This window comes from Pseudomonas sp. RL_5y_Pfl2_73 (genome assembly GCF_963970515.1).
GTDB lineage: Bacteria > Pseudomonadota > Gammaproteobacteria > Pseudomonadales > Pseudomonadaceae > Aquipseudomonas.
In genome coordinates this window covers 1-21,198 of record NZ_CAXAPD010000020.1, presented here as the reverse complement: position 1 = coordinate 21,198, position 21,198 = coordinate 1, and the positions used below count along the sequence as shown (strand labels likewise).

The following is a 21,198-nucleotide window of genomic DNA, read 5'->3' as shown; positions in this document are numbered from 1 at the left end:
CGTGCGGCGATGGTAACGGATGGGCGCCAAGCTGCAAGGGCCGTCAACGTATTTGCGCTTCGGGCAGGCTCAGTGTGCGCGGGATCTTGCCCGCATCCCAGTGGCGAATGCCCCAAGCCAGCAGTTCCCGTGGGCTGGCATCGACCAGTTCGATACCCGGTTGCTGGCCCAGCGCACGCAATGCCCGTAACAGCAGTGCCGTGGCCTGATCGGCCGCCAGGGGCGGTGACCGGTAGGATTTACCGAGTTTGTGCCCGTCGGGCTGGGTGATCAGCGGCACATGCAGGTAACGCGGTTGCGGCAACCCGAGCAGTTCTTGCAGGTAGAGCTGGCGCGGCGTGGAGTCCAGCAGGTCGGCGCCGCGCACGATATCGCTCACCCCTTGCCAGGCGTCGTCCAGGACCACGGCCAGTTGATAGGCGTAGAGCCCGTCGCGGCGGCGGATCACGAAGTCACCGACCTCACGACCCAGGTGCTGGCGGAACTCGCCCTGGACCCGGTCAGTGAAGTGGTACTCAAGCTCGGGGACGCGCAGGCGGATGGCGGCGTTCTCGGTGCCGTGCCCGGCGTTGCGGCACAATCCCGGGTAAATGCCCTGGTAGGCTTCCAGTTGTTTGCGCGAACAGGTGCAGGCGTAGGCCAGGCCTTGGCTGAACAGCCGGTTGATGACCTGATCGTAGGCGTCATGGCGCTCACTCTGGCGAACCATCTCGCCGTCCCATTCGAATCCGTAGCTTTCCAGTGCCTTGAGAATCGCCGCTTGTGCGCCCGGTTCCTCCCGGGGCGGGTCGAGGTCCTCCATGCGCAGCAACCAGCGCCCGCCCACGGCCCGGGCATCCAGGTACGAGGCCAGTGCGGCGACCAGTGAACCGAAGTGCAAGTGGCCGCTGGGGGTGGGGGCGAAGCGTCCGATGTAGGGGGTGGTGGCAGTCATAGGGCGAATGTTACTGGGTCCGGGCGGGCAGAGGCATACATCTTGTGATCACGGTATTCCCCTGTGGGAGCGGGCTCACTAGGCTTGGGTAAACAACGCAAACAAAAAACGGAGCGTATGAGCGCTCCGTTTCGGTGACAGCCCCGGCGATTACTTGCCGACCTGTTTTTCCTTGATTTCCGCCAAGGTCTTGCAGTCGATGCACAGGTCGGCCGTCGGGCGGGCTTCCAGGCGGCGAATGCCGATCTCGATGCCGCAGGACTCGCACCAACCGTATTCTTCGTCTTCGATCAGTTGCAGGGTCTTGTCGATTTTCTTGATGAGCTTGCGCTCGCGATCACGGGCGCGCAGTTCGAGACTGAACTCTTCTTCCTGACTGGCACGGTCGGCCGGGTCGGGGAAGTTGGCCGCTTCGTCTTTCATGTGATCCACGGTGCGGTCGACTTCCTGCATCAAGTCCTGTTTCCACTTGTTCAGGATCTTGGTGAAGTGCGCGCGCATGGGGACGCCCATGTACTCTTCGCCAGCTTGCGGGACGTAAGGCTCAAACCCGCTGAGCGCGTTATTTTGATTTTGCTTTGCTTGGGTGGGCATGAATGGACCGCCTCTACTCTTGTAATCCACTACGCAGGATTGCTCCATCACCGACACCTGCCGGCCCTGCGGCTGCAAGCGGGCGAACTTACCAGATCAAATCGGGCCGCGCCACTCCCGGTTGTCGAGCCTGCGGTGGCTGGGGCCTGTAAAACGTGACCGGGTTCGCTTCGGTGAGAATGTAAACCTGCTCAATGCTTGATTCTAGTCAAGCCTGGGCCAATCGCGGGAGTCATTTCCTGCAATCCACGGCCTCAGACCGCTCGCGGTTTGCGCGCGTTCCCGCAGTTGTTTCTGACTTGGCTGGAGAGTTGGGTAGAATCGGTTCTTTTTCCCCTGAAGGAAGGCCAATGGCTCAGCCCTACAGTGCGCGCAGCCGCGCCATCGAACCTTTCCATGTGATGGCGTTGCTGGCCCGTGCCAACGAACTGCAGGCCGCCGGGCATGACGTCATCCACCTGGAGATCGGCGAACCGGACTTCACCACCGCCGAGCCGATCATCCAGGCAGGTCAGGCCGCGCTGGCGGCGGGCAAGACCCGTTACACCGCGGCCCGTGGCATTCCCGAGCTACGCGAGGCCATCGCCGGTTTCTACGGCCAGCGCTATGGGGTGGAGATTGACCCCCGGCGCATCCTCGTGACCCCGGGCGGGTCCGGAGCGTTGCTGCTGGCCAGCGCCTTGCTGGTGGACCCAGGCAAGCATTGGCTGCTGGCCGACCCGGGTTATCCGTGCAACCGTCATTTCTTGCGTCTGGTCGAAGGGGCGGCGCAATTGGTGCCGGTGGGGCCGGAGGTGCGTTACCAATTGACGCCAGACCTGGTGAACCGCCACTGGAACCAGGACAGCGTCGGTGCGTTGGTGGCCTCACCGGCCAACCCGACCGGGACGATTCTCTCCCGGGACGAGCTGGCCGGACTGTCCAAGGTCATCAAGGACCACAACGGCCATCTGGTGGTGGACGAGATCTATCACGGCCTGACCTACGGCACCGATGCCGCCAGCGTGCTGGAAGTCGATGACGACGCCTTTGTCCTTAACAGTTTCTCCAAGTATTTCGGCATGACCGGCTGGCGACTTGGCTGGCTGGTGGCCCCTTCGGCGGCTGTCAGCGAGCTGGAAAAGCTCGCGCAGAACCTCTACATCAGTGCGCCGAGCATGGCCCAGTACGCCGCCCTGGCGTGTTTCGAGCCCGCGACCATCGAGATATTCGAGCAGCGGCGGGCCGAGTTCGCGCGGCGTCGTGACTTTCTACTGCCGGCCTTGCGTGAATTGGGCTTCGGTATTGCGGTGGAGCCGGAAGGGGCGTTTTACCTCTATGCCGACATCAGTGCGTTCGGCGGCGATGCCTTTGCGTTTTGCCAGCACTTCCTGGAAACCGAGCATGTGGCCTTCACGCCGGGCCTGGATTTCGGCCGCCATCAGGCCGACCACCATGTGCGTTTCGCCTACACCCAGAGCCTGCCGCGGCTACAGGAAGCGGTGGCACGAATCGAACGCGGACTACGGAGCTGGCAAGGCTGATGCGTTTTTCTCCTGCGTTGGAAGAAGGTCGCTTGATTCGACGTTACAAGCGTTTTCTCGCCGATATCGAGACTGTTCATGGCGAACTGCTCACTATTCACTGCCCTAACACCGGATCGATGCTCAATTGCATGGCTGAAGGCGCGCGTGTCTGGTTCAGTCGCTCCAGCGACCCCAAGCGCAAGTTGCCCGGAACCTGGGAAATCGGCGAAACCCCTCAAGGGCGGCTCGCCTGCATCAATACCGCGCGGGCCAACGCGTTGATCGAAGAAGCCTTGCGCGCCGGCGTCATCAGCGAACTGAACGGGTTCACCGGGCTCAAGCGTGAAGTGGCTTATGGTGTGGAAAACAGCCGTATCGATTTTCGCCTGGACTACGACCAAGGCTCGGCCTGGGTCGAAGTCAAAAGTGTCACGCTGGGGTTCGATGGCACGAATGTGGCGGCGTTTCCCGATGCGGTGACCCTGCGCGGGGCCAAGCACCTGAGGGAGCTCGCCTGCCTGGCCCGGGAAGGTGTGCGGGCGGTGCAGCTGTATTGTGTGAACCTGAGTGGCATCCAAGCGGTGCGCCCGGCACAGGAAATCGACCCGGTGTACGCCGCGGCCCTGCGTGATGCGGTGGCGGCGGGTGTGGAGGTGCTGGCCTACGGGGTCACGCTGACGACCGAGCAGATGTGGGTGGACCGCGCGTTGCCAGTGTTGCTAGAGCTCGACCCAGATGCCTTGCTCGTCCTCCCGGCTGTCTAGGGCCGCGAGGAACTGACCGGCGCAGGGGCCGGCCACGCATTCACCGCTCTCGATCAGAAACAGCGCGCCGTGGGTGGCGCATTGGATCAGGCTGGCGCTGGGGTCGAGGAACTGGTCGGGTTGCCATTCCAGCGGCACGCCACGGTGCGGGCAGCGGTTGAGATAGGCATACACCTGGCCGGCACGCCGCACGGCCAGTACTTTGCGCCCATCGAGGTCGAAACCGCGACTGCCGTTGTCGGGCAATTGGGCGGCGGTACAAAGAAGCTTCATGGGTGTCCTTGGTAAAAAACTGTGGGGGCGAGCTTGCTCGCGAATGCGGTGTGTCATACAGCACTGCGTTTCCTGACACTCTGCATTCGCGAGCAAGCCCGCTCCCACAGGGTTCTTTCATTTATCTGGGAAGATCCACGCTTGACGGTCAAATGAAAACAATTATCAAATGGCGCCTTCTTCACAGGTGGCTGAGGATACTTGGCCATGCCCGGTCCTGTGAAAAACTTCTTTGAGGAAGCTGCCCGATGCGCCTGAACATCCGCGTTGTTACGTTCTGTGTCGCACTGCTGCTCAACCAGGGGGCCAGCGCGGCCCAATTGCCGCAACGCTGGGTCAGCGCCGGCGGTGCCGTGTCGGAGTGGGTCAGTGCGCTGGGGGGCGAGTCGAAGCTGGTCGGCGTGGACTCCACCAGCCAGCATCCTGAGCCCCTGCGGGCCTTGCCCAGTATCGGCTACCAGCGACAGCTGTCGGCGGAGGGCGTGCTGAGCCTGCGTCCGCAGATCCTGGTCGGCACCGAGGAAATGGGACCTCCGCCCGTACTGGCGCAAATTCGCAGCGCCGGCGTGCAGGTTGAACTGTTCTCGGCCACACCAGACCTGCCGGCCTTGCAGGGGAATTTGCGGCATCTGGGACAACTGCTGGGGGCCGAGGGCGAGGCGGCGCGGTTGTTCGACCTTTATCAAAAACAACTCACCCAGCAACAGGCTCGGGTGGCCGAAGCCCAGCGCAAACAAAAGGCTCCCGGCGTATTGCTATTGGTGGGCAGTTCCGGCGGCAAGGCGCTGGTTGCTGGCAAGGGCACTTCCGCTGATTGGCTGTTACAGCAGGCCGGCGGTCACAACCTGGCGACCCACAGTGGTTACAAATCTTTTTCCGTCGAAACCCTGGCCAGCCTGAATCCGCAAGTGCTGGTCTTTGCCGACCGTGCCTTGAACGGTGAAGAAGCGCGTGCGGCGCTGTTCAGGGAAAACCCGATTCTTTCCTCGACCCGTGCCGCCAGGGACGGGCGCGTCATGGAACTTGATCCAACGCTGCTGGTCGGTGGGTTGGGCCCGCGGTTGCCACAATGCCTGGTGACACTGACGGCGGGCTTCTATCCGGCTGCGCCGGCCACGGCGCCATGACCTCGTTGGTCAAGCCACGCACCTTGTTCATCGGCCTGGGTCTGCTGTGCCTGCTGGCAACCTGGCTGTCCCTGGCCCTGGGGCCGGTAAGCTTGCCGCTGCTCGACACCTTGCGCGCCGCCTTGCGTCTGTTGGGTTTGCCGGTGGCCGTCGATGGCCTGGAGCAGGCCGAACTGATCCTCGGTCAGATCCGTTTGCCGCGTACCTTGCTGGGGTTGGCGGTGGGCGGGGTGTTGGCGTTGTCCGGTGTGGCGATGCAGGGTCTGTTTCGTAACCCACTGGCGGACCCGGGGTTGGTGGGCGTCTCCAGCGGTGCGGCTTTGGGCGCAGCCTTCGCCATTGTCGGTGGCTCGGCGCTGGGTGGGTTGCCCGAAGCCTTTGGCCCCTACGTGTTGTCGTTGTGCGCATTCCTTGGCGGGCTTGGTGTTACGGCACTGGTCTATCGTCTCGGTCGACGCAACGGCCAGACCCATGTCGCGACCATGCTCCTGGCCGGTATTGCCCTGACCGCACTGTCCGGTTCCGCCGTTGGTCTATTGACCTACCTGGCGGATGACGCGACCCTGCGCACCCTGACGTTCTGGAACCTAGGCAGTCTCAACGGCGCCAGCTATGCGCGGTTGTGGCCGCTGCTGCTGGTCAGCGCCGGTGTGGCGCTCTGGCTGCCTCGCCGGGCACGGGCGCTCAATGCGCTGTTGTTGGGTGAGTCCGAGGCCGCCCACTTGGGTGTTAACGTCGAAGCCCTCAAGCGTGAGCTGGTGTTTTGTACGGCGCTGGGGGTCGGCGCGGCCGTGGCGGCGGCGGGCATGATCGGTTTCGTCGGGCTGGTGGTGCCGCATCTGGTGCGCCTGGTGGCGGGTCCTGACCACCGGGTGTTGCTGCCCGCTTCAGTGCTGGCGGGTGCGAGTTTGTTGTTGCTCGCCGACCTGGTGGCACGCTTGGCGCTGGCCCCGGCGGAATTGCCGATCGGCATTGTCACGGCCTTCATCGGCGCGCCATTTTTCCTTTATCTATTGGTACGAGGGCGCGCCTGATGCTGCGAGCGCAGAACTTGCACATCCACCGTGGCCGGAAAACCGTGCTGGCGGAGATCGATCTGCTGCTCAATCCCGGCGAAGTGCTCGGTGTGCTCGGGCCCAACGGTGCGGGTAAAAGTACCCTTTTGGCGGGCCTGTGTGGCGAATTGCGCCCGGCCCAGGGGCAGGTCTGGCTCGATGACCGGCCGCTGGCTCAGTGGCACGGTGCCGAGCGCGCCCGGCGCCTGGCGGTCTTGCCGCAGTCCTCGACCCTGGATTTTGCCTTCCGTGTCGAGGAAGTCGTCGGCATGGGGCGCCTGCCGCACCAGAGTGGTCGGCTGCGCGACGAGCAAATTGTCGCTGCCGCGCTGCAAGCGGCAGACGCTGCGCATCTGCACGGTCGCAGTTACCTGGCGTTGTCCGGCGGCGAACGTCAGCGGGTGCACCTGGCGCGGGTGTTGGCGCAGTTGTGGCCAGGTGAAGCGGGGCAAACACTGTTGCTGGACGAGCCGACCTCGATGCTCGATCCGCTGCACCAGCACACCATTCTCCAGGCGGTGCGTGAGTTTGCCAGTCGCGGCGCTGCGGTGCTGGTGATCCTGCATGACTTGAACCTGGCGGCGCGTTACTGTGATCGCCTGTTGCTGCTCGCGTCCGGTCGACCGGTGGCCCTGGACACGCCCCGGCACGTGCTGCGCCCGGAACCGCTCAAAGCGGTGTTTGGCCTGGACGTGCTGGTGCAAGACCATCCGGAGCGAGGGCATCCATTGATCATTGCCCGCTGAGGGCGCCCTGGAGGATACGGACGTGCGCCTGCTCCTGATTCTGGCATTGAGTGTGCTGACGGCGTGTCAGAGCATCGCACCGCCTCCACTCGGCGGACGAATCCGTGATGTACACAATGGCCAGGCCGTGACGCCCCAGGCATTGGTCGAACGCTTGGCAACGGCGCCGCGGGTGGTGGTGGGGGAGCGGCACGACAATCCTGATCATCACGCGCTGCAGCTATGGCTACTCCAGACTTTGGCCGGGCAGCGGGCCCAGGGCGGCCTGTTGCTGGAAATGCTCACCCCCACCCAGCAGCCACGCATTGATTCGGTCCGCCAGTTACCCGTCTTGCCGAAGGATCTGGCCGGCGCACTGGGCTGGTCACCCGGCTGGGATTGGGGCCTGTATGGCCCTGTCGTCGAGTTTGCCCTGGCGCAACGCTATCCGTTGTTGGCCGCCAATCTGGATGCCGCCGAGATCCAGCGTTTCTATCAACAAGCACCGGGTTTGATGGGTACTCGTTCCAATGCAGCCACTGTGAAGGATGAGTTGTTGGGGCAAATCCGTGAATCGCACTGCGGTTTGCTGCCAGAGTCGCAAATGCCGGCGATGCTGGCCGTGCAGCAACAGCGTGACCGACGCATGGCCGAACGCCTGCTGCAAGCGCCGATACCGGCACTGTTGTTCGCCGGTGCCTGGCATGCTCGAAAGGATGTTGGTGTGCCGCTGCATGCATTGGATCTTGGCGCCAGCGAGGCACCAATCGTTCTGATGCTGGCCGAGGAGGGCAGCGAGGTGACGTCAGCCATGGCGGATTACGTGTGGTATACGCCGGCCATGCCGCCACAGGATTACTGCGCGCAGATGCGTGAATCCAACCCAGCCCGGTAGGAGCTGCCGAAGGCTGCGATCTTTTGATCTTTTGATCTTTTGCTTGGGATTCAAGTGTCTGGGGAAAGATCGCAGCCTCGTTGCACTCGACAGCTCCTACGCAGCTCCTACGCAGCTCCTACGCAGCTTGGAGCGATGTGTGAGAAGGAGCGCTTCTTCCAGGCAAAAAAAGACCCGGCAAAAGCCGGGTCAAATAACCGTGATTAGCCTGATGAGGAGATATCTGAGAGTCCGAACCAAGGGCTGTTCAAATATCGACCAGTCTCGCGACCGGATGCGGTAATCATAGCGATTCTCATTACCATGTCAAACATTGTTTTGTGATTCGTCGAAATAACCTCGCGGCCAAGGTTCGTGCTGGAAACGAAAGGGGCGTCAGGCCTTGTGGCGCGTCGCAATGGCGTCCAGCTGTTTATTCAGGGCTTCTTTGCGCTCGGCGGGAATGTCATTCCAATGCACATCCATCAACGCCCCCTCGATGGCGTACAGCAACACCTTGGAGGCCCGGAAGCCCCGAGTGCGCACGGCGCGATAGGCGTCCACCGCGCCAAGCCGGCGTAGATCGGAAGCGCTGTGGATGCCGACAGCGTGCAGCCACTGGGCTGATGTCTTGCCCAGATTCTTCAGGTGTTGCAGTTCATCATTCATCGAGCCTCCTTGCGACGGCCGATCGGTGCAGTGGGCAAGCTTCTGAGCAGTGTAGCGGTCAGTAGGAAAAGCGTGATTCTTTGGTCGGATTCAACGCAAAAGCTTCTAATGCATTACGCACGATGAGATGGGAAAGGGCTGCATTCTCCAGCGCAAGCGGGGGCGCTGGAGATCCGTTCGGTGGTGGCAGGTCCGCGGGTTGGCCGACCCGATTTACCTGTCAGCGGCTGCGATAGCGCAGGCGGGTGCCGAAGTTCATCGACATCAGGATCTCGTCCGCAGACAACTCGGGCGGGAAGTAGGCGCCGGATATTTGCGCATGGGCCAGGCTCGCGCCTTCCAATGATGACTTGCGAAAATCGATGCCACGCAAATCGGCGGAGCGGAAGTAGGCGTCGCTGAAGTCAACGTCGTCCGCGTTCAGTTCTCGCAGATCAAGGCCTCGAAAGTCGCCGTCGCGCATGTCGACCGGGCCTTGTGGGCGTTCGCTGTTGAACCCGGCGATATCGTCTTTGCGCAGCAAGGCATAAAGCGGGTTGTTGAGAAGCTTGGGGAGGCTCATTTCATATCACCTGTTGGTTTTATGACGCCATTATAGTGCCACTATTTGGCGGCCGTGAAGCCGGGCATCGCTTCACGGCCGAAAATAGTTATAGGCCTGGCAGGCGCTGACGGATCTGCGCGACAACGATGTCGAGTGTGCCGCTTTCGTTGGTTTGGACCCGTTTGCTGCAGAGAATTTCCGCCGGGGTCAGGGCTTCACGACTGGATTGTTGTGCGGCAATGACCGCCAGATTCGCATCGGAGGGGTCTTTCTGGTCTGCCTGACGCTGTGCCAGGCGGCTTTCGATGACCGCTTGCGGCGCGTTGCAGTCGAGGATCAGGAACGGAGCACCGGTGGCCTCGGCGATTTTCGCTGCTGCGTCGCGTTGATCGTGCTTGAGGTAAGTGGCATCGATCACCACCGGGAAGCCGGCGTGCAGGATCACCGCGGCGATTTCATGCAGGCGGGTGTAGGTGGCGCTGCTGGCGTCGCTGCTATAAATGCCGGCCTGTGGATCGTTGGGAACCTGTTGCTGGCCGAACAGGCGTTTGCGCTCCACGTCCGAACGCAGGCGAATGGCGCCCAGCGCCTCTACCAGGCGCATCGCGACATGGCTTTTGCCGACGGCCGAGACGCCGTGGGTGATGGCCAGGAAGCGCGAAGGGATGGTGCTGTAGTTTTCGGCCAGGTTGGCGTAGTTGCGGTACTGGCGCAGGGTAGTGGCACGCTGCACCGGATCGGCTTCGGCCGGCATGCTGAACAGCGCGACTTTGGCCCGGACGAGGGCGCGATATGCTTTATAGAAGTTCAACAACTCCAGGCCCTGGTAGTCACCGGTCAGTTCCAGGTACTGGCTGACGAAGCGCCGTGCCAGCGATTTCAGGCCGCGGTCCTCCAGGTCCATCGCCAGGAATGCGGTGTCGGCGTAGACGTCGGTGAAACGGAACGGTTCGTTGAACTCGATGCAGTCGAAAATCACCACCTTGCCGTCAATCACGGTGGCGTTGCCCAGGTGGATATCACCGTGGCATTCGCGGATGAAGCCTTCGGCCTTGCGTTGGGTGAACAGCGGCTTGAGGCGTTCGAAGCTGCTTTCGGCCCAGGCTTGCAGGGCTTCGAGTTGCAGCAGGTCGGCCTTGTCGTTGAGAAACGGGCGGATTTGTTCGAAGTTCTGCAGCACCGGTGCCATCACGCTTTGCGGGGTGCCAGCGTCGTTTGCGGCGGGAACCTTGGGCGTGGAGAGGTGGAACTGGGCAATCTGCGCGGCCATTTCGTCAATGTGCGCGGTGGTCAGTTCGCCGTTGGCTTGCAGCGTGCTGAGCAGTTCGCTCTGCGGGAACTGACGCATCTTCAAGGCGTACTCGATAGCCGGGCCGTCGCCACCCAGTTGGGGCACTTCGGCGCTGCCGGTAATCGGCAGGACGTCCAGGTACAGGTCCTGCGTCAGGCGCTGGTTGAGGCGCAACTCCTCACCACAGAAGTGTTTGCGCGCCTCGAGGCTGGTAAAGTCGAGGAAACCGAAGTTGACCGGCTTTTTGAATTTGTAGGCGTATGGCCCGGTGAGCAATACCCAGGAAATATGGGTCTCGATGACCTGGAACCCTTCGACGGGATGCGGGTAGAGGGCCGGGTTTTGCAGGGCTGCGATCAGGGATTGGCTCACGGGCGATCCTTCATAGACTGGAAAAAAGCAAGGCCGTCATTATGGCGGCAAGCGACGCGAACGCAAACCGGATGGGCTGTGTGGCTGGGCTCATGTTGAACCGCGACAAAGTGCGTATAATCCGCCGCCATGACTCGTACCCGATCCCCCCGTACCCCCAAGAAACCACCCGCCAGCCGGCTGCGGCCCTGGCTGGGCTGGGCCCTTAAACTCAGCCTGGTGGGCCTCGTCGTGCTCGCCGGTTTTGCGGTCTATCTCGATGCCGTGGTCCAAGAGAAGTTCTCCGGCAAGCGCTGGACCATTCCGGCCAAGGTCTATGCCCGGCCGTTGGAGTTGTTCGTCGGTCAAAAACTGAGCAAGGATGATTTCCTGACCGAGCTCGATGCCTTGGGTTATCGCCGTGAAAGCGTGGCCAATGGTCCGGGTGCGGCCTCGGTCAATGGCAATACCATCGACCTCAATACCCGCGGCTTCCAGTTCTATGAGGGCATGGAGCAGGCACAACCGGTACGGGTGCGTTTTTCCGGCGATTATGTCGCTGCGCTGACCGGCGCCAAAAACGCAAGCCTGTCGGTGGTGCGCCTTGAGCCGCTGCTCATCGGTGGCCTGTACCCCAAGAACCTCGAAGACCGGATCCTGATCAAGATCGACCAGGTGCCGCCGTTCCTGCTCGATACGCTGATCGCCGTCGAAGATCGCGATTTCTACCATCACTTCGGCGTCTCGCCCAAGTCGATTGCCCGGGCCATCTGGGTCAACACCTCCTCGGGCCACATGCGCCAGGGCGGCAGTACCCTGACCCAGCAGTTGGTCAAGAACTTCTACCTGACCAACGAACGCAGCCTGAGCCGCAAACTGACCGAAGCCATGATGGCGTTGTTGCTGGAGCTGCACTACGACAAGCAGGAGATCCTGGAGGCCTACCTCAACGAGGTATTTGTCGGCCAGGACGGTCAACGGGCGGTGCACGGTTTCGGCCTCGCCAGCCAGTTCTTCTTCAGCCAACCGCTGTCCGAGCTCAAGTTGCATCAGGTGGCGTTACTGGTGGGCATGGTCAAGGGACCGTCTCTCTACAACCCGCGTCGTAATCCGGAACGTGCCCTCGAACGGCGCAACCTGGTGCTCGACCTGCTGCAGCAACAGGGGGTGGCGACGGTCGAGCAAGTCGAGGCCGCGAAAAAGATGCCGTTGGGCGTGACCAAACGTGGCAGCCTGGCAGACAGTTCGTTCCCCGGCTTCATGGACCTGGTCAAGCGTCAACTGCGGGAAGACTACCGCGACGAAGACTTGACCGAAGAAGGCCTGCGCATCTTCACCAGTTTCGATCCGATCCTGCAGATGAAGGCCGAAGCTTCGGTCGAGGACACGTTCAAGCGACTGAGTGGGCGCAAGGGCGCTGACGAAGTCGAAGCAGCCATGGTGGTGACCAACCCGGAAACCGGCGAAGTCCAGGCCATGATCGGCAGCCGGCAGGCCAGTTTCGCCGGTTTCAACCGGGCCCTGGATGCGGTGCGTCCGATTGGCTCGCTGATCAAGCCAGCGGTGTACCTCACCGCCCTGGAAAAGCCGAGCCAGTACACGCTGACCAGTTGGCTGTCGGACGAGGCGTTCTCGGTCAAGGGCGCCGATGGCCAGGTCTGGAAACCACAGAACTACGATCGTCGTTCCCACGGCACGGTCTTCCTGTACCAGGGGCTGGCGCATTCCTACAACCTGTCGACGGCTCGCCTCGGGCTGGAAGTTGGCGTGCCGAATGTACTCAAGACCCTGGCGCGCCTGGGGGTGAGTCGCGAATTCCCGGCGTTCCCGTCGATGCTGTTGGGGGCCGGTGGCCTTGCGCCGATCGAAGTGGCGGCCATGTACCAGACGCTGGCCAACGGCGGTTTCAATACGCCGATGCGCGGGATCCGCAGCGTGCTGACCGCTGATGGCGAGCCCCTCAAACGGTACCCGTTCCAGATCCAGCAACGTTTCGATCCAGCCTCCATTTACCTAGTCCAGAGCGCGATGCAGCGGGTCATGCGTGAAGGCACCGGCCGTTCGGTTTATAACGTTCTCCCCCGGACCCTGACCCTGGCGGGCAAGACCGGCACCAGTAACGACTCGCGCGACAGCTGGTTCGCCGGTTTCAGCCAGGACCTGCTGGCGGTGGTCTGGCTCGGACGTGATGACAACGGCAAGACTCCGTTCACCGGTGCTACCGGTGCGCTGCAGGTCTGGACCAGCTTCATGCGCAAGGCCGACCCGTTGCCGCTGGACATGCCGCAACCGGACAACATCGTCCAGGCGTGGGTCGATTCGCGCACGGGGCAAGGCTCCGATGCCAATTGCCCGGGCGCCGTGCAGATGCCGTATATTCGCGGCAGCGAACCGCCACCCGGTGCAGCCTGTGGCGGCACGAATCCCGCCGAATCGATGATGGATTGGGTCAAGGACTGGATGAATTAAGCAAAGAGGGTTTCAAGTGAACAAGTGGTTGATTGCAGCGGTAACGGCCGTGGCTTTGCTCAGTGGTTGCTCCACCGTACAACGCGGCTCGATTCCGGTCGTTGACTCCGGCACCGCTGTTTCCAACAGTGAGCGGGTCTCGGCCAATGGCGGTTTCCGTCAAACAACAGTGAAACGGCCGGCGCAGGGCCAGGTCCAGGCAATCCCTCAGGGCGACACCGGTGTCGTCGTGATGGTGCCTGGTGGCGGCGCGGCGACCTCGGCGCCGATCAGCAGCACGCCGATCACGCCGGGCCCGATGACCCCCGGCCCAATCCAAACCTCGCCGATTGATCAGGGCAGCTACAGCATGCCTTCGACGCCGAGCAGCATCCCGTCGGCAGGCGCTGGTGGTTTGTCCGCCGATGAACAGCTGGACGGCCCGGTGTTGGCCCTGCTGACCACGGCGCAACAGCAACAGGCCGGCGGTGACCTCAACGGTGCGTCTTCCAGCCTGGAGCGTGCCCAGCGTGTGGCGCCGCGCGAACCTCAGGTGCTTTATCGTCTGGCCCAGGTGCGCATGGCCCAAGGCGATGCGCCGCAAGCCGAGCAATTGGCTCGTCGTGGCCTGACATTCTCCAGCGGTCGCCCGGCACTTCAGGCCAGCCTGTGGGAATTGATCGCCCAGGCCCGTGAGAAACAGGGCGATTCCGCTGGCGCGGCATTGGCCCGTCAGAAGGCCAAGGTTTCGCTCTGATGGATACGCGTTTTCCTCAGATCGCCGATCAGTTGCTGTTGATCGAGCGGGAACTGCAGGTCCAGGGCTGGTGGAGCGATGTTTCACCTTCGGCGCACGCACTGGCCAGTGTCGAACCGTTCGCGGTCGACACCCTGGACTTCGAGCAATGGCTGCAGTGGATTTTCCTGCCCAGGATGAAAGCCATCCTGGAGAACGACCTACCGCTGCCTAACGCCTCGGGCATCCTCGCCATGGCCGAGATGGTCTATGCCCAGCGACCAGGGCAGGGCATCGAGTTGCAGCGGCTGCTGGCGCAGTTCGATCAGTTGATCAGCAACGCCGGCTGACCGGCGTTACTGACAGTTCTCTTCGATTTGCTTGCGGGTCTCGTCGATCCGCAGGTGCCGCTCTTCATCGCTGAGGCGGCGCATTTCCCCCTCCACGTCTTCGCGCACCCTGGGGTTGTTTTGCAATTGCGCCAGGTTGGTCCGGGCCTGTTCGCAGAACGCCTTGAGTTGGGCTTGCTGCTCGGCAATCTGTTTCTTGACCTGTTGGTCGATGGCCTTTTGGTCGCCAATGACCCCGCCAGACGGCGGTACTGCTGGTTTGGCGGGAGGCGGGGCGGACTTGATCACGGTCGTGGCCTCCGTGCCTTGGGGCGGCTGCGCGCCGAAGTGGGTAACGCCCTGGGCGTCCACCCATTTGTAGACCTGACCGGCTATGCACATTGGGCTTAGTCCAACGAGCAGGCTGGCCGCCAAGAAGATCATTCGCATGCTGTTTCCTTGTCATGGGTTGCGCAATTGAAGCTAACACAGTTGCCGTTTAAAGGTTTTTTCTTGCGTTCTCATGCGCTTACTTCGAATAAAGCACATAGACGACTTGACTTGAAGGAGGCGAAACAGAAGAATCCAAAGTCCGCTGTAGAGGGACTGCCAGAAGCAGACCCACTCAGCAGATCATGAGGCGCACATCCGCGCCGACCTGTTACACCCGCAACGCGTTACCTCGCGCTGGGTGGGAAAAGCCCGCAACACTTGGGACGATCCCAATACTTGCTCAGTCAGTGCTGACGTAGTCGGCGACCACCGTCGCTCATGCTCTGCCGAGAAGTAAACCTATTAAGACCCGTCCCTTTCTTGTGGGTCGGTATTCTGGCGTTTTAGAGGTGAACAACGTGGAGCTTTTATCTGGCGGTGAGATGCTCGTCCGCTTTTTGCGTGACGAAGGCGTCAAATATATCTACGGGTACCCTGGTGGTGCTCTTCTTCATGTCTATGATGCCCTGTTCAAAGAACCGGAAGTGACCCACATCCTGGTTCGTCACGAACAGGCGGCCACCCATATGGCTGACGGCTACGCTCGTGCTACAGGCAAGGCCGGCGTGGTACTGGTGACTTCCGGTCCAGGCGCCACGAACGCCATCACCGGTATCGCCACCGCGTACATGGACTCCATCCCGATGGTGATCATCTCCGGCCAGGTGCCCAGCACCATGGTGGGTACCGATGCATTCCAGGAAACCGACATGATCGGTATCTCCCGGCCGATCGTGAAGCACAGCTTCATGATCAAACACGCGTCGGAAATCCCGGAAGTCATGAAGAAGGCTTTCTACCTGGCAGAGTCCGGTCGTCCGGGCCCGGTCGTGATCGATGTCCCGAAAGACATGACCAACCCGGCCGAGAAGTTCGAATACATCTTCCCGAAAAAAGCCAAGCTGCGTTCCTACAGCCCGGCCGTACGCGGCCACTCCGGGCAAATCCGCAAGGCAGCCGAAATGCTCCTGGCGGCCAAGCGCCCGGTGCTGTACTCCGGTGGTGGCGTCATTCTCGGCGGTGGCTCCGCGCCGCTGACCGAACTGGCGAAAATGCTCAACCTGCCGGTCACCAATACGCTGATGGGGCTGGGCGCGTTCCCAGGCACCGACCGTCAGTTCATCGGTATGCTCGGCATGCACGGCAGCTACACCGCCAACCTGGCGATGCACCACGCCGATGTCATCCTGGCGGTTGGCGCGCGTTTCGACGACCGTGTCATCAATGGTCCGGCGAAGTTCTGCCCGAACGCCAAGATCATCCACATCGACATCGACCCGGCGTCCATCTCCAAGACCATCAAGGCAGACGTGCCGATTGTGGGTCCTGTAGAGAGCGTGCTGACCGAAATGGTCGCCATTCTCAAGGAAATCGGCGAGGTTCCAAACAAGGAGTCCGTGGCCAGTTGGTGGAAGCAGGTCGATGAATGGCGCGGTGATCGTGGGCTGTTCCCTTATGACAAGGGTGACGGCAGCGTGATCAAGCCGCAGACCGTGATCGAAACCCTGTGCGAAGTGACCAAGGGCGATGCCTTTGTGACCTCCGACGTGGGCCAGCACCAGATGTTCGCAGCGCAGTACTACAAGTTCGACAAACCCAATCGCTGGATCAACTCCGGCGGTTTGGGCACCATGGGCTTCGGTTTTCCGGCGGCCATGGGCGTCAAGTTGAGCTTCCCGGAAGCTGATGTCGCCTGCGTCACGGGCGAAGGCAGCATCCAGATGAACATCCAGGAACTGTCCACCTGCCTGCAATACGGTTTGCCGGTGAAGATCGTGATCCTGAACAACGGTGTGTTGGGGATGGTTCGCCAGTGGCAGGACATGAGCTACGGCAGCCGTCACTCACATTCGTACATGGAATCGTTGCCTGATTTCGTCAAGCTGGCAGAGGCCTACGGTCACGTTGGCGTGCGCATCACCGAATCGAAGGATTTGAAGTCGAAGATGGAGGAAGCGTTCGCCATGAAGGATCGCCTGGTGGTGATCGATATTGCGGTCGACACCAGCGAGCACGTCTACCCGATGCAGATCAAAGACGGCTCCATGCGCGATATGTGGCTGAGCAAGACGGAGCGTACCTAATCATGCGACATATTATTTCCCTGCTTCTGGAAAACGAACCGGGTGCGCTGTCTCGTGTTGTGGGCCTGTTCTCGCAGCGCAACTACAACATCGAAAGCCTGACCGTGGCGCCAACCGAAGACCCGACTCTGTCGCGTCTGACGCTGACCACCGTAGGGCACGATGAAATCATCGAGCAGATCACCAAGAACCTGAACAAGCTGATCGAAGTGGTCAAGCTGGTGGACCTGTCGGAAAGCGCTCACATCGAGCGTGAACTGATGCTGGTCAAGGTCAAGGCCACCGGCGCCCAGCGCGCCGAGATCAAACGTACTACCGATATTTATCGTGGGCAGATCGTCGATGTCAGCGCCAGCGTCTATACCGTTCAATTGACCGGTACCAGCGACAAGCTCGACAGCTTCATTCAATCGATCGGCACTGCCTCGATTCTGGAAACCGTACGCAGTGGCGTCACCGGGATTGCCCGTGGCGACAAAGTACTGAGCATCTAACCCAAATTAGCGAATGGCCTGAACGGCCGGATATAGGGGAAATTCATGAAAGTTTTCTACGATAAAGACTGCGACCTGTCGATCATCCAGGGCAAGAAAGTCGCCATCATCGGCTACGGTTCCCAAGGTCACGCCCAAGCGTGCAACCTGAAAGACTCCGGCGTTGACGTGACTGTCGGCCTGCGTAAAGGCTCGGCCACCGTTGCCAAGGCCGAGGCCCATGGCCTGAAAGTGACCGACGTGGCTTCTGCCGTTGCTGCAGCCGACCTGGTCATGATCCTGACCCCGGACGAGTTCCAATCGTCGCTGTATAAAAACGAAGTCGAACCGAACATCAAGAAAGGCGCCACCCTGGCCTTCTCCCACGGCTTCGCGATCCACTACAACCAAGTCGTGCCACGTGCCGACCTCGACGTGATCATGATCGCGCCGAAGGCCCCGGGTCACACCGTGCGTTCCGAGTTCGTGAAAGGCGGCGGTATCCCTGACCTGATCGCGATTTACCAGGATGCGTCCGGCAACGCCAAGAACGTGGCCCTGTCCTACGCTGCCGGCGTGGGCGGCGGTCGTACCGGCATCATCGAAACCACCTTCAAGGACGAGACCGAAACCGACCTGTTCGGTGAGCAAGCCGTTCTGTGCGGCGGTACCGTCGAGCTGGTCAAGGCCGGTTTCGAAACCCTGGTTGAAGCTGGCTACGCGCCAGAAATGGCCTACTTCGAGTGCCTGCACGAGCTGAAGCTGATCGTTGACCTCATGTACGAAGGCGGTATCGCCAACATGAACTACTCGATCTCCAACAACGCCGAATACGGTGAGTACGTGACCGGTCCGGAAGTCATCAACGCCGAATCCCGTCAGGCCATGCGCAACGCTCTGAAACGTATTCAGGACGGCGAATATGCCAAGATGTTCATCAGCGAAGGTGCTACCGGCTATCCTTCGATGACTGCCAAGCGCCGCAACAACGCCGCTCACGGTATCGAAATCATCGGCGAGCAACTGCGCTCGATGATGCCGTGGATCGGTGCCAACAAGATCGTCGACAAAGCCAAGAACTAAGTCGCGCACTTGATCGAAAAACGCGGCCTTGGCCGCGTTTTTTCGTTTGGGCGGTGGCTTCTGGTATAAAGCTGCATCGTTTGCGGTCGAACCGTCGTCCCAGACATCTGTCGAATTTTTCACACCGTTGCAAGGTATTGCCCATGAGCGAACGTCCCGACGAGCCAAGCCAGGCTCCTGACGCCGAAAGCCTGTTGCCCATCGATGAGCATGTCGAAGAAGGCCATGACGCTGAAGGCCGTAAGGTCCGGCATCGTGGCATCTATCTGTTGCCGAACCTGTTCACCACCGCGAACCTGTTCGCCGGTTTCTATTCCATCATCAACTCCATGAGTGCCCAGGCTGCCTTGAGCGCTGGTGATAGCGCAGGGGCGAGCCGTTACTTCGCATTTGCCGCCATTGCGATCTTCGTCGCCATGGTGCTCGATGGTCTGGACGGGCGCGTGGCTCGCATGACCAATACCCAGAGCGCGTTCGGCGCCGAGTATGATTCACTGTCCGACATGGTCGCTTTTGGCGTGGCTCCTGCCTTGCTGGCGTTCGGCTGGGCGCTGGGGGACATGGGCAAGGTCGGCTGGATGGTTGCCTTTGTCTATGTAGCGGGGGCGGCGTTGCGCCTGGCTCGTTTCAATACCCAGGTCGGCAAGGCTGACAAGCGTTACTTCATCGGCCTGGCCAGTCCAGCCGCAGCAGGTGTCGTGGCCGGTGTTGTCTGGGCATTCAGTGACTACGGCATCCAGGGGTCGAAAATGTCGTTCCTGGTGGCGCTGCTGGTGGCGGCGGCCGGGATGCTGATGGTCAGCAACATCAAGTACAACAGCTTCAAGGAGCTGGACCTGAAGGGGCGTGTGCCGTTCGTGGCGATTTTGGCGGTGGTGCTGGTGTTCGCAGTGGTGTTCAGTGATCCGCCGCGTATCCTGTTGTTGGTGTTCCTGGGCTATGCCGCCTCCGGACCGGTGCAATACTTGTTGCGTCTTCGTCGACGCTAAACGTTGCCTTAATGTAATTTCCCCCATACTCCGCAGTCTATTGGTGCATCTACCCTCCAATGCTGCGGAGTTGTCATGCTGATCAAGATCCCCAAGTCGTCCGACTGCCGTGAATCGGACATCACGCCCGAGTCTCTCTATCTATCCCGTCGGCAAATGCTCGGTGCAACCCTGGCTGGCCTCGCCGTCAGCAGCTTACCTCAATGGGCCAGTGCTACCGATGCGGCACGTTATGCCGATGTCGAGCCCGGCAAGGCGCCGTCCTGGTTTGCCGAGAAACTGCCTTCAGTCCAGTGGGATGCGGTCACGGTCAAGAATGAGTCCATCACACCGTTCAAGGACGCGACCCATTACAACAACTTCTATGAATTCGGAACCGGCAAGGGAGACCCGGCAGCCAATGCCGGGTCGTTGAAGACCGAGCCCTGGAGCGTGGTAGTAGACGGGGAGGTGGGCAAGCCGGGCCGCTATGGGTTGGAAGACTTCATGAAGCCTTATCAACTGGAAGAGCGGATTTATCGATTGCGCTGTGTCGAGGCCTGGTCGATGGTCATTCCGTGGATCGGCTTCCCCATTTCCGCGCTGCTCAAGCAGGTCGAGCCAACCTCCAAGGCCAAGTACATCCGCTTCGAAACCCTGCAGGATCCCAAGACCATGCCCGGACAGCGTTCTGGTTTCGCCTTGATCGACTGGCCGTATGTCGAAGGCTTGCGATTGGATGAGGCGATGAACCCGCTGGCCATCCTGGCGGTAGGGATGTACGGGCGGGAGCTGCCGAACCAGAACGGCGCGCCGCTGCGGTTGGTGGTCCCGTGGAAATACGGTTTCAAAAGTGTGAAGTCCATTGTGCGTATCAGTCTGGTGAGTGAGCAGCCGAAGACGACTTGGCAAAGCATTGCGTCTGACGAGTACGGTTTCTATGCCAACGTCAATCCGACGGTCGATCATCCGCGGTGGACCCAGGCGCATGAGCGTCGTTTACCTAGCGGGCTGTTCAGTCCCAATGTGCGCGATACGTTGATGTTCAACGGCTATCAGGATGAAGTCGCTTCTTTATATGCAGGGATGGACCTGAGTAAGGATTACTGATGCGTTTTCCAGCCTGGCGAATCGGCGTTTTCATCGCGACGGCGGTCTGGCCGTTGTTCTGGCTTTACGAGGCCTTGATGAACTCTCTGGGGCCTGACCCGGGCAAGGTGCTGGTGGATCGGCTCGGGTTGGGCACCTTGATCCTGTTGTTGATCACCTTGAGCATGACACCGCTGCAAAAGCTGACGGGATGGGCGGGGTGGATTGCGGTAAGGCGGCAATTGGGGTTGTGGTGCTTTACTTATGTGGTGCTGCATTTGAGTGGGTATGCGGCGTTCATATTGGGGTTCGACTGGTCGCAGTTGGGCGTCGAGTTGAGCAAGCGGCCTTACATTATTGTCGGGTCGCTTGGGTTTCTCGGCTTACTGGCGCTGGCGGTCACATCCAATCGCTACAGTCAGCGGCGGCTTGGCGTGCGCTGGAAGAAATTGCATCGCCTGGTTTATTTGATCCTGGGGCTTGGGTTGTTGCATATGCTGTGGATCGTGCGGGCAGATCTGAAGGAGTGGGCGATATATGCCTCCATAGGGGGCGTACTGTTGATGCTAAGAGTCCCGCCGGTTATGCGCAGGATCCCGCGTTTGCGGGGCAGGAAAACCCCTTCTGCAACAAAAACGTAATTAGGTGTTGACGGCAGATTCAGGACGTCTATAATTCGCCCCACTTCCGGCGCAGTCGAAACGGAAAACTCCTTGAGATTCAATGAGTTAAGTAGGTTTCGAAAGTGTTGGGCTTCAGGTCATCGAAGTCCGGAAGGAGCGGATAGAGC

General features: G+C 60.9%; 22 protein-coding genes. 15 read left to right on the top strand and 7 right to left on the bottom strand.

Annotated elements, in window-relative coordinates; genetic code table 11:
• Positions 1-43: 43 nt before the first annotated feature.
• Positions 44-934 (bottom strand): tRNA glutamyl-Q(34) synthetase GluQRS, encoded by an 891-nt coding sequence (gluQRS, locus tag AACY42_RS19135; protein ID WP_339481616.1) that lies wholly within the window; start codon positions 932-934, stop codon positions 44-46.
• Positions 935-1,084: 150 nt separating this feature from the next.
• Complete coding sequence (gene dksA / locus AACY42_RS19130; RefSeq protein ID WP_339481615.1) at positions 1,085-1,528, bottom strand: RNA polymerase-binding protein DksA; 444 nt, start codon at positions 1,526-1,528, stop codon at positions 1,085-1,087.
• A gap of 350 nt (positions 1,529-1,878) precedes the next feature.
• Here dksA and AACY42_RS19125 point away from each other — a divergent pair, with 350 nt between their 5' ends.
• A complete protein-coding gene (locus tag AACY42_RS19125; RefSeq protein ID WP_339481614.1) occupies positions 1,879-3,051 on the top strand; it encodes a pyridoxal phosphate-dependent aminotransferase in 1,173 nt (390 codons plus the stop codon).
• A complete protein-coding gene (sfsA, locus tag AACY42_RS19120) occupies positions 3,051-3,797 on the top strand; it encodes a DNA/RNA nuclease SfsA (RefSeq protein WP_339481613.1) in 747 nt (248 codons plus the stop codon). The genes AACY42_RS19125 and sfsA overlap by 1 nt, the downstream gene beginning before the upstream one ends.
• Here the strand turns inward: sfsA and AACY42_RS19115 are convergent.
• Positions 3,753-4,070 (bottom strand): Rieske (2Fe-2S) protein, encoded by a 318-nt coding sequence (locus AACY42_RS19115; RefSeq protein WP_339481611.1) that lies wholly within the window; start codon positions 4,068-4,070, stop codon positions 3,753-3,755. The genes sfsA and AACY42_RS19115 overlap by 45 nt on opposite strands.
• A gap of 248 nt (positions 4,071-4,318) precedes the next feature.
• Here AACY42_RS19115 and AACY42_RS19110 point away from each other — a divergent pair, with 248 nt between their 5' ends.
• Genes AACY42_RS19110 through AACY42_RS19095 form a run of 4 tightly spaced genes read left to right on the top strand, consistent with a single transcriptional unit; the run spans position 4,319 to position 7,872 of the window.
• Complete coding sequence (locus tag AACY42_RS19110; protein ID WP_339481610.1) at positions 4,319-5,197, top strand: heme/hemin ABC transporter substrate-binding protein; 879 nt, start codon at positions 4,319-4,321, stop codon at positions 5,195-5,197.
• Between the two features lie 50 nt (positions 5,198-5,247).
• On the top strand, positions 5,248-6,231 hold the full coding sequence (locus AACY42_RS19105) for a FecCD family ABC transporter permease (RefSeq protein WP_339481720.1): 984 nt from the start codon (positions 5,248-5,250) through the stop codon (positions 6,229-6,231).
• Positions 6,231-6,998 (top strand): heme ABC transporter ATP-binding protein, encoded by a 768-nt coding sequence (locus tag AACY42_RS19100; RefSeq protein WP_339481607.1) that lies wholly within the window; start codon positions 6,231-6,233, stop codon positions 6,996-6,998. The genes AACY42_RS19105 and AACY42_RS19100 overlap by 1 nt, the downstream gene beginning before the upstream one ends.
• A 22-nt stretch (positions 6,999-7,020) precedes the next feature.
• A complete protein-coding gene (locus AACY42_RS19095; RefSeq protein ID WP_339481606.1) occupies positions 7,021-7,872 on the top strand; it encodes a ChaN family lipoprotein in 852 nt (283 codons plus the stop codon).
• Positions 7,873-8,247: 375 nt separating this feature from the next.
• Here the strand turns inward: AACY42_RS19095 and AACY42_RS19090 are convergent, their stop codons facing one another.
• The 3 genes from AACY42_RS19090 to AACY42_RS19080 form a co-directional block, all read right to left on the bottom strand.
• Positions 8,248-8,520 (bottom strand): TfoX/Sxy family protein, encoded by a 273-nt coding sequence (locus AACY42_RS19090; protein WP_339481604.1) that lies wholly within the window; start codon positions 8,518-8,520, stop codon positions 8,248-8,250.
• Positions 8,521-8,740: 220 nt separating this feature from the next.
• Positions 8,741-9,082 (bottom strand): pentapeptide repeat-containing protein, encoded by a 342-nt coding sequence (locus AACY42_RS19085; protein ID WP_339481603.1) that lies wholly within the window; start codon positions 9,080-9,082, stop codon positions 8,741-8,743.
• Between the two features lie 88 nt (positions 9,083-9,170).
• Entirely contained in the window at positions 9,171-10,727 is a 1,557-nt protein-coding gene (locus AACY42_RS19080; protein WP_339481602.1) for a bifunctional aminoglycoside phosphotransferase/ATP-binding protein, read from the bottom strand.
• Positions 10,728-10,856: 129 nt separating this feature from the next.
• On the opposite strand from AACY42_RS19080, the gene mrcB reads away from it, so the two are divergent.
• The 3 genes from mrcB to AACY42_RS19065 are packed head-to-tail and all read left to right on the top strand — an operon-like array spanning position 10,857 to position 14,240.
• Positions 10,857-13,175, top strand: a complete 2,319-nt coding sequence (gene mrcB, locus AACY42_RS19075; protein ID WP_339481600.1) for a penicillin-binding protein 1B — start codon at positions 10,857-10,859, stop codon at positions 13,173-13,175.
• Positions 13,176-13,191: 16 nt separating this feature from the next.
• Positions 13,192-13,911, top strand: coding sequence for a hypothetical protein (locus AACY42_RS19070; protein ID WP_339481599.1), 720 nt, complete (start codon positions 13,192-13,194; stop codon positions 13,909-13,911).
• Positions 13,911-14,240, top strand: coding sequence for a YqcC family protein (locus AACY42_RS19065; RefSeq protein WP_339481598.1), 330 nt, complete (start codon positions 13,911-13,913; stop codon positions 14,238-14,240). Before AACY42_RS19070 ends, AACY42_RS19065 begins: the two co-directional genes overlap by 1 nt.
• 6 nt (positions 14,241-14,246) lie before the next feature.
• On the opposite strand, the gene AACY42_RS19060 is transcribed toward AACY42_RS19065, so the two are convergent.
• A complete protein-coding gene (locus AACY42_RS19060) occupies positions 14,247-14,663 on the bottom strand; it encodes a DUF4124 domain-containing protein (RefSeq protein ID WP_339481718.1) in 417 nt (138 codons plus the stop codon).
• Between the two features lie 407 nt (positions 14,664-15,070).
• On the opposite strand from AACY42_RS19060, the gene AACY42_RS19055 reads away from it, so the two are divergent.
• The 6 genes from AACY42_RS19055 to msrQ all read left to right on the top strand — a co-directional run bounded on the left by AACY42_RS19055 (position 15,071) and on the right by msrQ (position 21,049).
• Positions 15,071-16,795: an acetolactate synthase 3 large subunit gene (locus AACY42_RS19055; protein WP_339481597.1), complete on the top strand. Its 1,725-nt coding sequence runs from the start codon at positions 15,071-15,073 to the stop codon at positions 16,793-16,795.
• A 2-nt stretch (positions 16,796-16,797) separates the two neighbouring features.
• Entirely contained in the window at positions 16,798-17,289 is a 492-nt protein-coding gene (ilvN, locus tag AACY42_RS19050; protein ID WP_003205610.1) for an acetolactate synthase small subunit, read from the top strand.
• Positions 17,290-17,334: 45 nt separating this feature from the next.
• On the top strand, positions 17,335-18,351 hold the full coding sequence (ilvC, locus tag AACY42_RS19045; RefSeq protein WP_339481596.1) for a ketol-acid reductoisomerase: 1,017 nt from the start codon (positions 17,335-17,337) through the stop codon (positions 18,349-18,351).
• Between the two features lie 143 nt (positions 18,352-18,494).
• Positions 18,495-19,340 carry a CDP-diacylglycerol--serine O-phosphatidyltransferase gene (gene pssA / locus AACY42_RS19040; RefSeq protein ID WP_339481595.1) on the top strand — a complete coding sequence of 282 codons (846 nt, stop codon included), beginning with the start codon at positions 18,495-18,497 and terminating at the stop codon, positions 19,338-19,340.
• 75 nt (positions 19,341-19,415) lie between these two features.
• Positions 19,416-20,429 carry a protein-methionine-sulfoxide reductase catalytic subunit MsrP gene (gene msrP, locus AACY42_RS19035; protein ID WP_339481593.1) on the top strand — a complete coding sequence of 338 codons (1,014 nt, stop codon included), beginning with the start codon at positions 19,416-19,418 and terminating at the stop codon, positions 20,427-20,429.
• On the top strand, positions 20,429-21,049 hold the full coding sequence (gene msrQ / locus AACY42_RS19030; protein WP_339481592.1) for a protein-methionine-sulfoxide reductase heme-binding subunit MsrQ: 621 nt from the start codon (positions 20,429-20,431) through the stop codon (positions 21,047-21,049). The genes msrP and msrQ overlap by 1 nt, the downstream gene beginning before the upstream one ends.
• Positions 21,050-21,198 lie beyond the last annotated feature (149 nt).

What these genes read in the sequence shown, in the direction of transcription:
- AACY42_RS19100 (WP_339481607.1), top strand. Translation starts at nt 6,231, where the DNA reads ATGCTGCGAGCGCAGAACTTGCACATCCACCGTGGCCGGAAAACCGTG.
- gluQRS (WP_339481616.1), bottom strand. Translation starts at nt 934, where the DNA reads ATGACTGCCACCACCCCCTACATCGGACGCTTCGCCCCCACCCCCAGC.
- sfsA (WP_339481613.1), top strand. Translation starts at nt 3,051, where the DNA reads ATGCGTTTTTCTCCTGCGTTGGAAGAAGGTCGCTTGATTCGACGTTAC.
- AACY42_RS19125 (WP_339481614.1), top strand. Translation starts at nt 1,879, where the DNA reads ATGGCTCAGCCCTACAGTGCGCGCAGCCGCGCCATCGAACCTTTCCAT.
- dksA (WP_339481615.1), bottom strand. Translation starts at nt 1,528, where the DNA reads ATGCCCACCCAAGCAAAGCAAAATCAAAATAACGCGCTCAGCGGGTTT.
- ilvC (WP_339481596.1), top strand. Translation starts at nt 17,335, where the DNA reads ATGAAAGTTTTCTACGATAAAGACTGCGACCTGTCGATCATCCAGGGC.
- AACY42_RS19085 (WP_339481603.1), bottom strand. Translation starts at nt 9,082, where the DNA reads ATGAGCCTCCCCAAGCTTCTCAACAACCCGCTTTATGCCTTGCTGCGC.
- msrQ (WP_339481592.1), top strand. Translation starts at nt 20,429, where the DNA reads ATGCGTTTTCCAGCCTGGCGAATCGGCGTTTTCATCGCGACGGCGGTC.
- AACY42_RS19065 (WP_339481598.1), top strand. Translation starts at nt 13,911, where the DNA reads ATGGATACGCGTTTTCCTCAGATCGCCGATCAGTTGCTGTTGATCGAG.
- AACY42_RS19060 (WP_339481718.1), bottom strand. Translation starts at nt 14,663, where the DNA reads ATGATCTTCTTGGCGGCCAGCCTGCTCGTTGGACTAAGCCCAATGTGC.
- mrcB (WP_339481600.1), top strand. Translation starts at nt 10,857, where the DNA reads ATGACTCGTACCCGATCCCCCCGTACCCCCAAGAAACCACCCGCCAGC.
- ilvN (WP_003205610.1), top strand. Translation starts at nt 16,798, where the DNA reads ATGCGACATATTATTTCCCTGCTTCTGGAAAACGAACCGGGTGCGCTG.
- AACY42_RS19090 (WP_339481604.1), bottom strand. Translation starts at nt 8,520, where the DNA reads ATGAATGATGAACTGCAACACCTGAAGAATCTGGGCAAGACATCAGCC.
- msrP (WP_339481593.1), top strand. Translation starts at nt 19,416, where the DNA reads ATGCTGATCAAGATCCCCAAGTCGTCCGACTGCCGTGAATCGGACATC.
- AACY42_RS19115 (WP_339481611.1), bottom strand. Translation starts at nt 4,070, where the DNA reads ATGAAGCTTCTTTGTACCGCCGCCCAATTGCCCGACAACGGCAGTCGC.
- pssA (WP_339481595.1), top strand. Translation starts at nt 18,495, where the DNA reads ATGAGCGAACGTCCCGACGAGCCAAGCCAGGCTCCTGACGCCGAAAGC.
- AACY42_RS19110 (WP_339481610.1), top strand. Translation starts at nt 4,319, where the DNA reads ATGCGCCTGAACATCCGCGTTGTTACGTTCTGTGTCGCACTGCTGCTC.